The sequence below is a fragment of the Paraurantiacibacter namhicola genome (genome assembly GCF_001687545.1).
Taxonomy (GTDB): Bacteria; Pseudomonadota; Alphaproteobacteria; order Sphingomonadales; family Sphingomonadaceae; genus Paraurantiacibacter; species Paraurantiacibacter namhicola.
On the sequence record NZ_CP016545.1, the window covers coordinates 1646253 to 1659819 of the forward strand.

14 protein-coding genes and 1 tRNA gene are annotated in these 13567 nt (G+C 63.4%); 5 read left to right on the forward strand and 10 right to left on the reverse strand.

Features of this window, described 5'->3' with window-relative positions:
• Positions 1-3 precede the first annotated feature (3 nt).
• Positions 4-1266, reverse strand: a complete 1263-nt coding sequence (ribB, locus tag A6F65_RS08055) for a 3,4-dihydroxy-2-butanone-4-phosphate synthase (protein ID WP_067787596.1) — start codon at positions 1264-1266, stop codon at positions 4-6.
• A gap of 93 nt (positions 1267-1359) precedes the next feature.
• Here ribB and A6F65_RS08060 point away from each other — a divergent pair, with 93 nt between their 5' ends.
• A complete protein-coding gene (locus tag A6F65_RS08060; protein ID WP_083989345.1) occupies positions 1360-1872 on the forward strand; it encodes a flavin reductase family protein in 513 nt (170 codons plus the stop codon).
• On the opposite strand, the gene A6F65_RS08065 is transcribed toward A6F65_RS08060, so the two are convergent.
• Complete coding sequence (locus tag A6F65_RS08065; RefSeq protein ID WP_157093096.1) at positions 1869-2531, reverse strand: M48 family metalloprotease; 663 nt, start codon at positions 2529-2531, stop codon at positions 1869-1871. The two genes, A6F65_RS08060 and A6F65_RS08065, sit on opposite strands and share 4 nt — an antisense overlap.
• Before the next feature lie 72 nt (positions 2532-2603).
• Between A6F65_RS08065 and A6F65_RS12895 the strand changes: the two genes are divergently transcribed.
• Both A6F65_RS12895 and A6F65_RS08070 read left to right on the forward strand, forming a co-directional pair.
• Entirely contained in the window at positions 2604-2882 is a 279-nt protein-coding gene (locus A6F65_RS12895) for a hypothetical protein (RefSeq protein ID WP_157093097.1), read from the forward strand.
• A 176-nt stretch (positions 2883-3058) separates the two neighbouring features.
• On the forward strand, positions 3059-3292 hold the full coding sequence (locus tag A6F65_RS08070) for a hypothetical protein (RefSeq protein WP_067787604.1): 234 nt from the start codon (positions 3059-3061) through the stop codon (positions 3290-3292).
• A gap of 348 nt (positions 3293-3640) precedes the next feature.
• Here the strand turns inward: A6F65_RS08070 and A6F65_RS08075 are convergent.
• From A6F65_RS08075 to A6F65_RS08100, 6 genes are all read right to left on the reverse strand, one after another.
• A tRNA-Lys gene (locus A6F65_RS08075) sits at positions 3641-3716 on the reverse strand.
• Positions 3717-3788: 72 nt separating this feature from the next.
• Positions 3789-4910, reverse strand: coding sequence for a rod shape-determining protein RodA (gene rodA, locus A6F65_RS08080; protein ID WP_067787606.1), 1122 nt, complete (start codon positions 4908-4910; stop codon positions 3789-3791).
• On the reverse strand, positions 4910-6937 hold the full coding sequence (gene mrdA / locus A6F65_RS08085) for a penicillin-binding protein 2 (RefSeq protein ID WP_083989348.1): 2028 nt from the start codon (positions 6935-6937) through the stop codon (positions 4910-4912). The genes rodA and mrdA overlap by 1 nt, the downstream gene beginning before the upstream one ends.
• Complete coding sequence (gene mreD, locus A6F65_RS12900) at positions 6937-7494, reverse strand: rod shape-determining protein MreD (protein ID WP_067787609.1); 558 nt, start codon at positions 7492-7494, stop codon at positions 6937-6939. The genes mrdA and mreD overlap by 1 nt, the downstream gene beginning before the upstream one ends.
• A complete protein-coding gene (gene mreC, locus A6F65_RS08095; RefSeq protein WP_237164793.1) occupies positions 7491-8336 on the reverse strand; it encodes a rod shape-determining protein MreC in 846 nt (281 codons plus the stop codon). Before mreC ends, mreD begins: the two co-directional genes overlap by 4 nt.
• A gap of 76 nt (positions 8337-8412) precedes the next feature.
• Complete coding sequence (locus A6F65_RS08100; RefSeq protein ID WP_067787614.1) at positions 8413-9459, reverse strand: rod shape-determining protein; 1047 nt, start codon at positions 9457-9459, stop codon at positions 8413-8415.
• A gap of 186 nt (positions 9460-9645) precedes the next feature.
• Between A6F65_RS08100 and mutL the strand changes: the two genes are divergently transcribed.
• Both mutL and A6F65_RS08110 read left to right on the forward strand, forming a co-directional pair.
• Positions 9646-11454, forward strand: a complete 1809-nt coding sequence (mutL, locus tag A6F65_RS08105) for a DNA mismatch repair endonuclease MutL (protein WP_067787616.1) — start codon at positions 9646-9648, stop codon at positions 11452-11454.
• Positions 11455-11952 (forward strand): hypothetical protein, encoded by a 498-nt coding sequence (locus tag A6F65_RS08110; protein ID WP_067787619.1) that lies wholly within the window; start codon positions 11455-11457, stop codon positions 11950-11952.
• Here A6F65_RS08110 and A6F65_RS08115 read toward each other — a convergent pair.
• Positions 11949-12728 carry a MauE/DoxX family redox-associated membrane protein gene (locus A6F65_RS08115; RefSeq protein ID WP_067787621.1) on the reverse strand — a complete coding sequence of 260 codons (780 nt, stop codon included), beginning with the start codon at positions 12726-12728 and terminating at the stop codon, positions 11949-11951. The genes A6F65_RS08110 and A6F65_RS08115 overlap by 4 nt on opposite strands.
• Positions 12728-13537 (reverse strand): DUF1206 domain-containing protein, encoded by an 810-nt coding sequence (locus tag A6F65_RS08120; RefSeq protein ID WP_067787623.1) that lies wholly within the window; start codon positions 13535-13537, stop codon positions 12728-12730. Before A6F65_RS08120 ends, A6F65_RS08115 begins: the two co-directional genes overlap by 1 nt.
• Positions 13538-13567: the final 30 nt, after the last annotated feature.

Consider the following 13567-nt stretch of genomic DNA (forward strand, 5'->3'; position numbering starts at 1 on the left):
GCTTCAGTCGGGGATGGCTTGCTGGCCGACCACGGAAAGGCCGAAGCCCTCCAGGCCCACCACGGTCTTTTCCGAATCGCTCAGCAACATCATCTCGGTGACGCCGCGATCGACCAGGATCTGCGCGCCGATACCGTAATCGCGCAGCTCGCTGGCATGGTCCGCATGGCGCCCGATCTCCGCCTGCAGGGCTTCGGGACGGGCGGGCATGATCAGCACGATCACGCCATTCCCCTTCTCGCCAATCGCAGCCATGGCGCGCTGCAAGGTGCGCTTGCGTGGCCCGGTCTGGCCCAGCACATCGTCGAAGATGCTGATGGCATGCATCCGCACGAGCGTAGGCTCGCCGGGAATCACGTGCCCCTTCTGCAGGACCACATGCGTCGCGCCGCTCACCTTGCTGCGATAAGTCATCGCGCGCCAATCGCCGCCGTAATCGCTGACCAGCGCGCTCTCGCTGACCAGCTCGACCAGGTGATCGTTGCGCATGCGATAGGCGATCAAGTCGCGAATCGTCCCGATCTTCAGGCCGTGCCGGCGGGCGAAGCGCACGCAATCGTCCAGCCGTGCCATGCTGCCGTCCTCGTTCATGATCTCGCAAATCACGCCGGAGGGATTGAGGCCGGCAAGGCGCGAGATATCGACCGCCGCCTCGGTATGTCCGGCCCGGACGAGTGTTCCGCCATCGCGCGCCGCGAGGGGGAAGACGTGGCCCGGCGTGACGATGTCGCCCGGTCCCTTGGATGCGTCGATGGCAACGGAAACGGTCCGCGCGCGGTCTGCCGCGCTGATACCGGTGGTGACGCCCTCGCGCGCCTCGATGGAAATGGTGAAGGCCGTCTGGTGCTGTTCGCGATTGTCGCGGCTCATCGGCTCAAGGCCAAGGGTTTCGACACGCTTCCTGTCCAGCGACAGGCAGATCAGCCCGCGACCGTGGGTCGCCATGAAGTTGATGGCATCGGGGGTCGCCATCTGTGCCGGGATGATAAGGTCACCCTCATTCTCGCGGTCCTCGTCATCGACAAGGATATACATGCGGCCATTGCGGGCCTCGTTGATGATTTCCTCGATCCCCACAAGGACGGGGGAATCATCGTTCTCCTCGATGAAAGCGCGCAGCTTCGCCAGCGTCTCGCTGGTCGGGTTCCAGTTCGGCTCCGTACAGTCGCGCAGGGTGTTGGCATGAAGTCCCGCAGCGCGGGCAAGCCCGGCACGCGACATGGTTTCTTCCGCCACAAGGGCGCGAACACGTTCGATCACATCCATTTGACCTCCGTATTCACATTGAAATGTGAGTGCAAGGGGTGGTTGTGGGAAAATCAGGTTGCCAAGCGCCGGACGTGTCCCCAATGAAGCCGGGTGAGCGATACGAAGCAGACCGTCGATCAGATCCGCGCCGTCTTCGGCGATGCGATGCGTCACGTCACCGCAACCGTCCATGCCATCACGGCGGGCCGGGACGGGGACCGGCACGGCATATTGGCCACGGCCGTCAGCTCGCTCAGCTTCGACCCGCCCTCACTGTTGGTCTGTATCAATCGCTCGGCCTCGCTCCACCAGCCGCTGGCAACGGCGGAGATCTTTGCCGTCAACGTGCTCGGGCTCGAGAACAAGGAGCTGGCGCAGCTGTTCGTTGATGCCCGCGGTGAAGACCGGTTTTCCCTAGGTGACTGGCAGGACGTTGCCGGCGCGCCCGTGCTGCAGGATGCGCAGTCGACCTTTGTCTGCCGGACAGTCGACCGCCATGAATTCGGTACCCACACGATCTTCATCGGAGAGCTGGTCCACGCCGCGCACCGCCGGAACAGCGCGCCGCTGACCTATTACGATCGTGAATTCATTGACCCTGCCAGCGCGGACCCAGCCTCCTAATAGATGATCGGACCGTCGCGGCGGATCAGCAGGTGGCCCGGATATGTCGGCCCTGCGCCGTTCCCCAGGTACCTGTCGATCTCGCGGTCCAGGAAGGCCGCACGGTCGTCCGGCGAGCGATAGGCACGGTTACGGAACAGGCCGCTGCCAAGCGACACACCCATCCCCGTCCGCCAGAACCGCGGTGCGATGTCCGGGTCGAAGCCGGCGTTGGCCAGCAGGTGCACACTAAGGCGGTCTGCCTCCTCCTCCGCCATGCGATTCGCGGCGAGGTTGCCCCCGAACTGGCCAAAGAAGCCCTTTCTCACACCCGCAAGGTCCAGCCTTCGCCGGTGCTCGAGAATCTGGTGTGCCAGCTCGTGCGCCACGATGACGGCCAGTTCCGCCTCAGTTGCGCCAGACACAAGCCCGTAGCTGACCTGGATCACACGGCCATCGGCCCGGGCCGCGAGCCCGCTTTCGGTGGTCACCTCGACCAGCGCGCGGCAGCCAAGTGGTGCGCGCAGCTGGACGGTTCGTGCTGCTGCGCCGTCAGATACTACGAGCAGCGAATCCCGGCTCTGGGCAAACAGACTCGCATAGGCTGCATCACGCAGGGGCGTGACATTGGCGTCCCGCCATTGCTCAGGCCCGGTGTCACCAATCGAAAGGACCGACATGCCAGTGCGCAGCCCCGCAGCCTCGGCCGGACTTCCCGGCGCCACTGCGGCAATTGCTAGGACCGAATCCCCGTGAAACCTTTCGAACGTCGGGTTGGTGTATTGGTCGCGGCTATGGAGTACCAGGCCGGTCGCCGGCGCGAATATGCGGCAAAGGCGCGCATTCTGGCGGAGGAGCGGCAAGGTCACGGAGGCAAGCTTGCGGTCCGCAGCCTGCAACGGATCAGCCGCTATCGCCTCGGCCGAGACAGCGGCAGATGCCGATGCCGGCTGGAGCTGCCCAAAGGCTGCGACGAGCAGCGCGAAATGCGCGATCAATGGGCGATTTTTGGCACGCATACGTGGAATTAACCCTTGGCAATTATCAGCGCATGCTGCATGGCGAGAAAAGATTGAAGAGATTGAGTAATTTTCTTGGAACGGCGCGGTGGATGAACCGTTCGGGACATGGAAGAAAAATCGGGCGAAAGCTTGACGTGACATTGCAGCCTGTTATTGGGCTAAGTGAATTTTAGGAAGGGCATAACATGATCATTCGCAAGACTCTGACAGGTCTCGCCGTCGTTGGTACTCTGCTCGGGACCACCGCGCAGGCTGCCACTGTCGACGCGCGTACCGCTTCGAACGTTGCTGAGAACGAAGAATTCTTCGGCGATTTCGGCACCTTCGGTATCATCCTCCTCATCGTGATCCTGGGCGGCGTTGCTGCCTTCGCTCTCGGCGATGACGACGATATTCCGGACACGACGCCGGTCAGCTGATTTCAGCTACATCGAATTAGGGAAGGCGGGCTTTTGCCCGCCTTTTCTTTTGCGCGATCGGGATGCGGCGGGCTTCGGTCCGCCGGTTTCGTTTGCGCGCCCGAATTGGCGCGTTCGAAATGCTACGTGAGCTTCGAACCCGGCAAGGGGGCCTGATCTTTCAGCTACGCGCCTGGCTGTTTCACAGGTTCAGGCCATGCCTCGCTGTGGTGGGGCAGAATGGGCCGGCGCCGTCAGCGTCCGGAATGATCCTGCGTAGGTCATCGACCCTGCCTTCTCCGCAATCAAAAGCACGCCCGCGCTGTCGCGACGGGGCGATGTCCAGAGCAATTCGGGGAGGGGAGAAAGTGGTGGACGCACTAGGGCTCGAACCTAGGACCCGCTGATTAAGAGTCAGCTGCTCTACCAACTGAGCTATGCGTCCACTTCGCTTTCGCGAGGCCCCGCGAATCGCGGGAGCGGCCCGTATACCGATAAAATCCGCTAAGGGAAGGCCTCAAGTAAAGGTCCCTCGCGCACCTGACTTTCGCGACCATCTTTCGACCATCATCAGCGATCCGATGCAGATCATATTCGTCAGCATGGATGACCCGCCGTGGCTCATGAATGGCAGGGGAATGCCCACGACAGGCGCAAGTCCCATCACCATCATCAGGTTGATCCCGGCATAGAAGAAGATGGTCGCGACAAGCCCGCCGGCGAACAGGCGCGAGAAGCGGTCTGGCGCATTGCGGCTCACCGTCCAGCCCCAGCGGATGATGATACCAAAGGCGAGCAGCACGAACAGGCCGCCTAGCAGGCCCCATTCTTCCGCCATGGTGGCAAACACGAAGTCGGTGTGCGGCTCCGGCAGGTAATTGAGGTGGCTCTGCGATCCCTCTCCAAATCCCTTGCCGGTAATGCCGCCCGATCCGATCGCGATCTTCGACTGGGTGATGTGATAGCCTTGGCCCAAAGGGTCACTTTCCGGGTCGAGGAAGGTCGTCACCCGGCGTTGCTGGTATTCCTTCAGCCCGAAGAAGAAGGCTAGAGGCGCCGCAATCATGGCTGCGACCGCGCCGCCGGCAAACCACTTCATCGGCAATCCTGCCAGGAACAGCACCACCACGCCGCCGAAGGCGATGGCGAGAGCGGTGCCAAGGTCGGGCTGCATCAGCACCAGGCCCATGGGGAGGAAGATCGCCACGCCAGCTGGCACGATGGAGCGCCAGCTCGCGATCATACCGGCCGGCAGCGTATGGAAGAATGCGGCGAGGGCCAGCACCACTGCCGGCTTCATCAGTTCCGATGGCTGCAGGCGGATGAAACCCAGTTCCAGCCAGCGCTGGCTGCCACCGCCCATTGCGCCCAGCGCCTCCACGCCGACCAGCAACAGCAATACGACAAGGTAGACCGGATACGCCGCCATGAAGGCCAGGTCGCGCGGCATGTAAGAGATCACGAGCGCCATCACGAGGAACACGCAGAAGCGAACGATATGCGATGTCGCATAGGGCGACATGGAGCCGCCCGCCGCGCTGTAGAGGACGGCACCGCCGAATGCGATCAACGTGAAGAGCGTGATCAGCACGGCCCATGGCTGGCTTTCGAGTACCGGGGGAAGGATCGATTGCCGCATCAGTCCACGCTCCGCGGTGTTGGGTCTTCTCGCGGATCAACCGCGTTTGCCACCGGCGCTTCTGGTTGCACCGCCTCGGCGCGAGCCTCCGCATCGACCTTGGCAAAGGCGTCACGGATATCCGTCGGGGCGGCAGGAATGTCGACGCCGGCTTCGGCAGCAAAGCGGGCGTAAGAGGCATCGAGGCGCTGCTGCGCCGTGCCGCCCCATTGTTTCTCCAGCGGGTAAAGCGCCTCAAGGCCCTTCTGTGGGTCAAACATATACGTCATCACATCGCGCGCGATGGGATAGGCCGCGCCCGATCCGCCGCCATGCTCGATCACGACTGCCCCGGCATATCGCGGCTTGTCGAACGGGGCGAAGAAGATGAACAGCCCATGGTCACGAAAACGCCAGTTACCGGTCTTGCCGTCGGACTTGCTGAGCGAGACGACCTGCGCCGTGCCGGTCTTGCCGGCCATCTTCGTCTCTTCCAGCGGCAGCTTGCCGCGCGGCGCGGTGCCGGGGCCGTTGACGACATCGCTCATCGCCTGCCGGATATAGGCGATCTGCTCGTCCGGGAACTGGTAGCTTTCGAACTTCGGCCTCTTCTCGTCCATCACCAGCCGCGGCATGACTTCGCGGCCCATGGCAAGGCGCGCTGACATCACGGCAAGCTGCAGCGGGCTGGAGAGCATATAGCCCTGTCCGATGGTGGCGTTCACTGTGTCGAAGGCCTGCCATTCGCGGCCATACTTCTCCAGCTTCCATGATGGGCTGGGAACGGTGCCATAGAACTGGCTGGTCACGGGAAGGGGAAATTCCTGCCCCATGCCCAGGCGGCTGCACATCGCGGCGATGGGATCCATCCCGATCCGCTGCGCGAAGTGATAGAAATATACGTCGCAGGACTGGTAAATGCCCTTGGCCATGTCGACGCGTCCGTGGCCGCCGCGTTTCCAGCAGCGAAAGACACGATTGCCCACCCGCAAACCGCCGCTGCAATTGACGCTTTCGTCTGGATCCAGCCCGGCTTTCAGGAAGGCCATGGACACCGTCGGCTTCACCGTGGAGCCCGGCGGGTACAGGCCCTTGAGCACCTTGTTACGTAGCGGCACGCGCTCGTTCTGCGAGAGCATGGAGTATTCGACGCGGCCAATCCCGTCGGAAAAGCTGTTGGGATCGAAGCTGGGCATGGATGCCATGCACAGCAGGCCGCCTGTCAGGCAGTCCATCACGACAACGGAGCCGGATTCGAGGCCAAGCCTGCGTGCCGCGTAATCCTGGAGCGGGCCATCGATCGTCAATTGGACAGCCTGGCCCTGCTTGTCCTCCCGCGTCTCGAGGTCGCGCACGATCTTACCAGAGGCCGTGACTTCAACGCGCCGCGCGCCCGGTTCCCCGCGCAGCTTCTGCTCGAACTGCTTCTCCATCCCGTCCTTGCCCAGCTTGAAGCCGGGGGTGACGAGGAGGGGCGTCGGCTCCAGCTCGTATTCCTCGCGGTTGGCTGTGCCGACATAGCCGAGCAAATGCCCCACGGCGGGCCCGGTGGGATAATAGCGCGAATAGCCGCGCTGGGGCACGACGCCTCGCAGGTCAGGCATGCGCACGGTCACGGCAGCAAAAGTGTCGTAATCCAGCCCGCTGGCCACCGGCACCGCCTGGAAGCCAGCGCTGTCTTCGATACGCTTTTCGAGGTCGGCGCGCTGCTGTTCGTCGAAATTCAGCAGCTCGCTCAGGACACGTACCGTCTTGTCCTGGTCGCCCATGCGATCGGGAATGACGTCGACGCGGAAATCGGCACGGTTGGAAGCGAGGGGGGCGCCATTGCGGTCCAGGATCCAGCCGCGGCGGGGCGGGATCAGCGACAGGTTCACCCTGTTGCTCTCGGCCTCCATCTCGTATTTCTCATTCTCGGCGACAGCGATGTAACCCATGCGCGCGGCCAGCAGCAGGCCGACGCCGCCCTGCACTGCGCCGATGACGAAGCTTCGCCGCGTGAAGACCTCACGCAGGCTGCTCTCATTGGATCGTGGGCCCAGTGCCATCAGCCTATCCGTCGGACGCGCATAAGGCGCAGCCTGTCGAGGAGGGAAACAATGCCGGCAACGATCGGGAACATCACGATGGACAGGAGTAGCTGCGGCACGATTACGCCAAGCTGAAGACCGCCTAGGCTGGCCCCCGAAACAAAGGCCGCAAGGACGAGGTAGACAGCAAGCACCAGTCCCGCGACCAGCCAGTCCTGGAAGAAATTACGCCAGGGGAATCGCATCTCCAGCGCCTCCAGCCCGATCATGATGAGCGAGAACAGGAGGATGCCGCTGCCAAGCGGTTGCCCGGAAAACAGGTCGTCCCACAGGCCCAGGGGCAGGCCGGCCCATAGGGGCAGGAGACCCGGGCGCAGCAGTCGCCATGCCAGCAGGAACAGCAGCGCCAGTGGAGGCACGATGGGTGCAGGCGGGATGATGGGCAGGAGCGGGCTGAGCGAGGCCAGCAGGATCGTCGCCCAGGGAATTCCGTAAACGAGGGCGACGGAATGGTCGCGATTGATCTTGCTGCCGAACTGGTCGCTGCGCGCGCGCGGATTGATCTGGTCGATCATTCGCCCGGCAGCTCCGCATCTTCGTCGGCAAGGTCGGCAGGCAGCAGGTCGGCCTGCCAGATCGGGCGGACGGACACGTAGTCGGTCGCCGCCGGATTGCTGAGGACGCGCGCGATTGCCCCATCATCGGTGACTTCTGTTACCATCGCCACGGCGATATTGGGCGGGAACAGGCCGCCGGCGCCGGACGTGACGAAGACATCCCCCTTCTTGATGGGGTTGATGCCCAGGTTGATAAGTCGCAGCCGAAGCGAACCGTCGGCGCGCCCTTCGGCAAAGGCCACCACATCGTCCTTGGCCCGGCGAACAGGAATGGTGCTTTCCGTATCCGTCAGCAGGATGACCCTGGCGCTTTCATCGCCCACTTCCAGCACGCGGCCGATGAGGCCCTTCGGCGAGACTACGGGCATGCCGCTTTCCACGCCATGCGCCGCGCCCACCGAGATGTACGCGAACCTGCGCGCGGAGGAGGATGTTGAGCCGATGATGCGGGCGGTTGCGACAGGCTCATTCTCGCCTTCCGGTAGATCGAGCAGGGCGCGCAAGCGCTTGTTCTCCTGCTCGACCGAACGCGCCTCGGCGAGCTCGATACGCGCCACTTCCAGTTCGCGCTGCAACTCGGCGTTCTTGCTGCCGGCCTTGTAATAGCCCTTGATGGCCTCGAAAAAGCCCTGCGAATTGACGCGGGCGGATGCGCCGGCTTCGCCGACACCGCTGCCGGCATCGACAGCCATTGACCGCATTCCGGCAAAGACCTGCGGCTGAAGGAGCGAAATGGCCAGCAGGGCAGCACCAAAGAGCGCTCCGAAGCCCGCAATCACATAGCCGGTAAAGACGCTCATTCGCGCCTTCCGGTTCGTGCTTGTATTTCGGCCTCGCGGCGGCGCCATCTCCGCCTACCCCTTGTTCAAGATTGCGTCAGGCGGTCATCAACACGCCGCGATAAACCGGGTCTTCCATCGCCCGGCCAGTGCCCAAGGCGACGCAGGACAGCGGATCCTCAGCGATGCTGACCGGAAGACCGGTTTCTTCGCGCAGATGCTCGTCCAGCCCGCGGATCAGCGCGCCGCCGCCGGTTAGGACGATGCCCTGGTCCACGATATCGGCCGCCAGTTCCGGCGCGGTGTTTTCCAGTGCGATGCGCACGCCTTCCACGATGGCGCCAATCGGTTCAGAAAGGGCTTCGGCGATATGCGCTTGGTTGATCGTGATTTCCTTGGGCACGCCGTTCACAAGGTCGCGGCCCTTCAGGGTGATGGTTTCGCCCACACCGTCTTCCGGGACGATGGCGATGCCGTAATCCTGCTTGATCCGCTCTGCTGTGGCGTCGCCGATCAGGAGGTTGTGGTGGCGGCGGACGTAGGAGACGATGGCTTCATCCATCTTGTCACCGCCGGTGCGCACGGAGGTCGTGTAAGCAAGGCCGCGCAGCGAGAGCACGGCGACTTCCGTCGTGCCGCCGCCGATGTCGACCACCATGGAGCCAACCGGCTCGGTAACGGGCATGTCAGCACCGATGGCAGCTGCCATGGGCTCCAGGATCAGGTAGACTTCGGAGGCGCCGGCATTGCTGGCAGCATCGCGGATTGCGCGGCGTTCCACGCTGGTGGAGCCACTGGGTACGCAGATCACGATTTCGGGATAGCGCAGCAGGTTCTTCTTGCCGTGCACCTTGCGGATGAAGTGCTTGATCATCTCTTCCGCGATTTCGATGTCGGCAATCACGCCGTCACGCAACGGGCGGATGGCTTCGATGGAATCGGGCGTCTTGCCCATCATGAGCTTCGCATCGTCGCCCACGGCCTTCACGCGCTTGATGCCCTGGATCGTCTCGATGGCGACCACGGAGGGTTCGTTCAGCACGATGCCGCGGTCCTGCACATAGACCAGCGTGTTGGCCGTACCGAGGTCGATGGCCATGTTTTGGGAGCCGAACTTGAACAGGCGCGAAAAGAAGGAACTCATGGGTTAATCCGTCTCCGTCCCGACCCCGCCGGGCCGGCCGATTTCTTTGGGTGGTGCGAAATTGACAACAGTCGCGCGCCTCTTAGCGAAACTGGCGCCGTTTGGGAAAAAAATTGTTCGCCTTTCCGGGGAGTTTTGCACCGCCTGCCTCGAATAAGCGGCGATTGGGCGTTACAAGCGGCCCCGATGCCCGAAATTCGCCGCCTCCCGGAAAGCCTCGTTAACCGTATCGCCGCTGGCGAGGTGGTTGAACGCCCGGCATCTGCGCTGAAGGAAATCGTCGAAAACGCGGTCGATGCGGGCGCAACGCGGATCGTGGTCAAAATTCTCGAGGGAGGGCTGGACCGCGTCGAGGTGACGGATGACGGCTGCGGCATGTCGCCGGAACAGATGGCGCTGGCGCTGGAACGCCATGCCACCAGCAAGCTGCCCGACGACGCGATCGAGCAGGTGGCAACGCTGGGTTTTCGCGGAGAGGCGCTGCCATCCATCGCCAGCGTCGCGCGCTTCATGGTGGAAAGCCGCCTGCACGGATCGGATGAGGGCTGGCGCAAGGTCGTCGATCACGGAGAGCTCATCGAGGACGGGCCCGCCGCCCTGCCGCCGGGAACGCGTGTGCGGGTGGAGAAACTGTTCGCGAAGGTGCCCGCACGCCGCAAGTTCCTGCGTACGGCGCGCAGCGAATATGGCGCCTGCGTCGATGTCGTCCGCCGCCTGGCCATGGCGCGCCCGGACATCGCCTTTCGTCTCGAACATGGCGACCGCTGCGTTTTCGACCTGCAGGGCGGGCAGGGCATTGCCGAGCGCGTCGCCCAGATCGTGGCGCGCGATTTGAAGGACAATGGCGTGGTCATCGATGTCGATCGCGGCGCCATGCGGCTGACCGGGATTGCTGGCTTGCCGACGTACAACCGCGGCGTGGCCGATCACCAGTACCTGTTCGTGAATGGCCGCCCGGTGAAGGACCGCCTGCTGACAGGTGCCGTGCGCGGAGCTTATTCCGACATGCTGGCGCGCGACCGGCACGCCGTGCTCGCCCTCTTCCTTGACCTTCCGAACGAGGATGTGGACGTGAATGTCCACCCCGCGAAAACGGAGGTGCGGTTCCGCGACGCGCAGGCGGTGCGGGGCTTCATCGTGTCGGGCCTGCGAGGCTCGCTTGCCACGGGCGACCGCCGAAGCGCGCAGGCGCCCGACGCTTCGGCCATGGGCCGCTGGCAGGTCGAGCCTGCCGAGCCTCAGCCAGCGTTGCGCTCAATCTTCCAGGGCCGTGACTGGTCCGCGCCCGGCAGCGTCGGCACTTTTCGCGAACCGGCACAGGCCTTTCACGGCGAGAACAGCGCGGGTGATCTGGCAATGCCCCAAGGCAGGGCAGAAAGCGCGGCCGAGGCCACGGCCGAGGACCTCGCAGAATACCCCCTGGGCATCGCGCGCGGTCAGGTGGCGGAGACCTATATCGTGGCGGAAGCCTCGGACGGGCTCGTGATCGTGGACCAGCATGCGGCGCATGAGCGGCTCGTACTCGAACGCCTTCGTGCGGCGGGGGCGGGGGACAAGGTAGCAGCCAGCCAGGCGCTGCTGATGCCGGAAGTCGTTGAACTCGAAGAAACCGCGTGCGACCGGCTGGAGGAACAGGCGGACAAGTTCGCGGAGCTTGGCCTCGTGATCGAACGCTTCGGTCCCGGCGCCATGCTCGTGCGCGCATTGCCAGGCTCACTCCGAAAGGCGGACCCGGCCAAGCTGCTGCAAGACCTGGGAGACGATATCGCACAGCACGGCGAAAGCCTGCTTCTGGGCGAGAAACTGGACTATGTCCTTGCGACCATGGCCTGCCACGGCTCCGTGCGGGCTGGCCGCGTTCTGTCGGTAACGGAAATGAACGCGCTGCTGCGCGAAATGGAGCGCACGCCACGCTCAGGTCAGTGCAACCATGGCCGCCCGACATGGGTGAAGCTGGGCATGGCCGATGTCGAGAAGCTGTTCGGGAGGCATTGAATGAGGATCGCCGTTGTACTTTTCTTAAGCTGCCTGTTGCTCGCGTGCACCGACCAACGTGATGCAATGCCGGACGCCTCCTCTGAAAGCGCGGATGGCTCTGGTGGAGGCAACCTTGCCTTGCGGGGCGCCACCAATGCGGTGGAACTGCAGCCGATCCTCTATCCCGACATCGAGGCGAATGACTTGTTCGGCGCCGGGTGCAATTTCGCGTCCGGAAAGAGCATGGCGGCAGTAGTGCTCGCGCAATCGGACTACGCCGCGATCAAGATCGATGGCGAAGTATTGCAACTCGGTCCAGCGGAGGGAACGGGGGAGCTGGAGCTCGGCGCGCGCGATACTTACGCCAGCGAGGATTACCGCCTTGAACTGGCCTTGCAGGGTGGCGGGGAATCTTCCGGCTACGAGACCGTTGATTTCCAGGGAGCGGTCCGCCTGAGCGACGCGAGTGGTAATCCGGTCTATGCCACCACCGGCACGGCGCAGTGCGGTAGCTAGACGCCTGCCGGGCGCAGGAGCATCCATGCTGCCATGCCCATCATGGCCAAATTTTCCGAAAGCGAGATGAAGCCGAGCGGGACGTTGCCGCTGCCGCCGACGCAGGCGCATTTGATCTCGCGCTTCTGGATGTAGACCGCGTAAAACACGCTCGCCGCACCAATCGTACCAATCACTGCAGCGATGGGTATGGAGAGCCAGGGCAGCACGCGCCCTGCCATCAGGATGGCGGCCGTCGCCTCAAGGAACGGGTAGGCATAGGCATAGGGCACGAACCTGCGGCCCAGCAGGTCATAGCCGACGAACATGGTCGAGAACTTCTCGACATCCTGCAGCTTCAGCATCGCCAGCATGGCCATGGAAAAGCTTATGAACCACTCAGCCGTCCTGACCGTCAGCAATTCCCCGAAGGAATAGAAACTGAGCGACAGGGCAAGGCCTAGCGCAACAGCGAACACGGCGATCACCGGCTGATAGCTGGTTTCGCCCTTATCCTTCTGCCGGTCGCCGAAGTGGATGCGCAGCCCGTCATAACCGCCGATGCGGTCGTTTCCGATGAAGGCCTGCGGGGTCATCGTGACGTCATGCTCGGCCTTGAAAGCGTCGGTCTGTTCACGCGTGGTCAGGTGGTGGTCCTGTACCTCATAGCCTTCGCGTTCGAGGAGCCACTTGGCCTTTATCCCATAGGGACAGACATGCTTGTCCATCACCATGCGATAAAGGCGGGCGACCTTCCGATCGCCCGCCTTATCATCTGTCTTCGTTTGCGCTTTCATCAGGCTCGGAAGCTTGGCACGCCGGCGTCGCTGTCGAGGTCCGGAATGATGCGATAACGCGCCAGCACCAGGCTGAAGAGGCCGAACAGAAGCAGGCCGATGGCAGTCAGCGTGAAGATAAAGCCTTCACCGGCCAGGCTGGCTACGGCATCGCCCAGCGTCTTGATCTGGTCTGCGCCCGCCGACATAAAACCGGCCTGGAACAGCGACCAGCCGATCACGGCATAGACCACGCCGCGGGCGAGGAAGCCTGCTCCGCCCAGCCAGCGCGTCGCATCGGGCGCCTGCCCGCTGATGCGGTGCATGAATTCACCCGTGATGCCCTTCTTAGCCTGGAAGATCGCGACGACGAAGAAGATCAGGCCCAGGATGCCGAGTACCGTCCCGCCGAAATCCATCGACAGGACGCCGGATGCCGCTTCCTGAGCGCCGCCGCCCGAACCGCCGGAGCCGCCACCGTCGCTGGAGGCGAACTTCCAAGCGGAATAGGCGAGGGCCAGGTGGCCGACCGCGCTGCCAGCATGGCCGATGCGCTTGCCCCAGCCCTTGGCATCGCTGCCGTTATTCTCGATATCGAAAAGCGGGGAGCAGAGGCGGAAAAGGGCATAGGCAATCAGGCCAACCACCATGATCCAGAGCACGGCAGTCCCAGCCGGGAAGTCCTGGATTGCCATGAAGATGCCGTTCGTGCCTTCGGCAATCTTGCCGGCGCTGGTCAGCGCAATCAGGCCCAGGACGGCGTAAAGGATCGCGCGGCTGAAATAGCCTACGCGGACGAACCAGTTAAACTTCTCGGACTTGTCGACCATGGGGTGCCCCTTCAATTGATTTCGTAACCA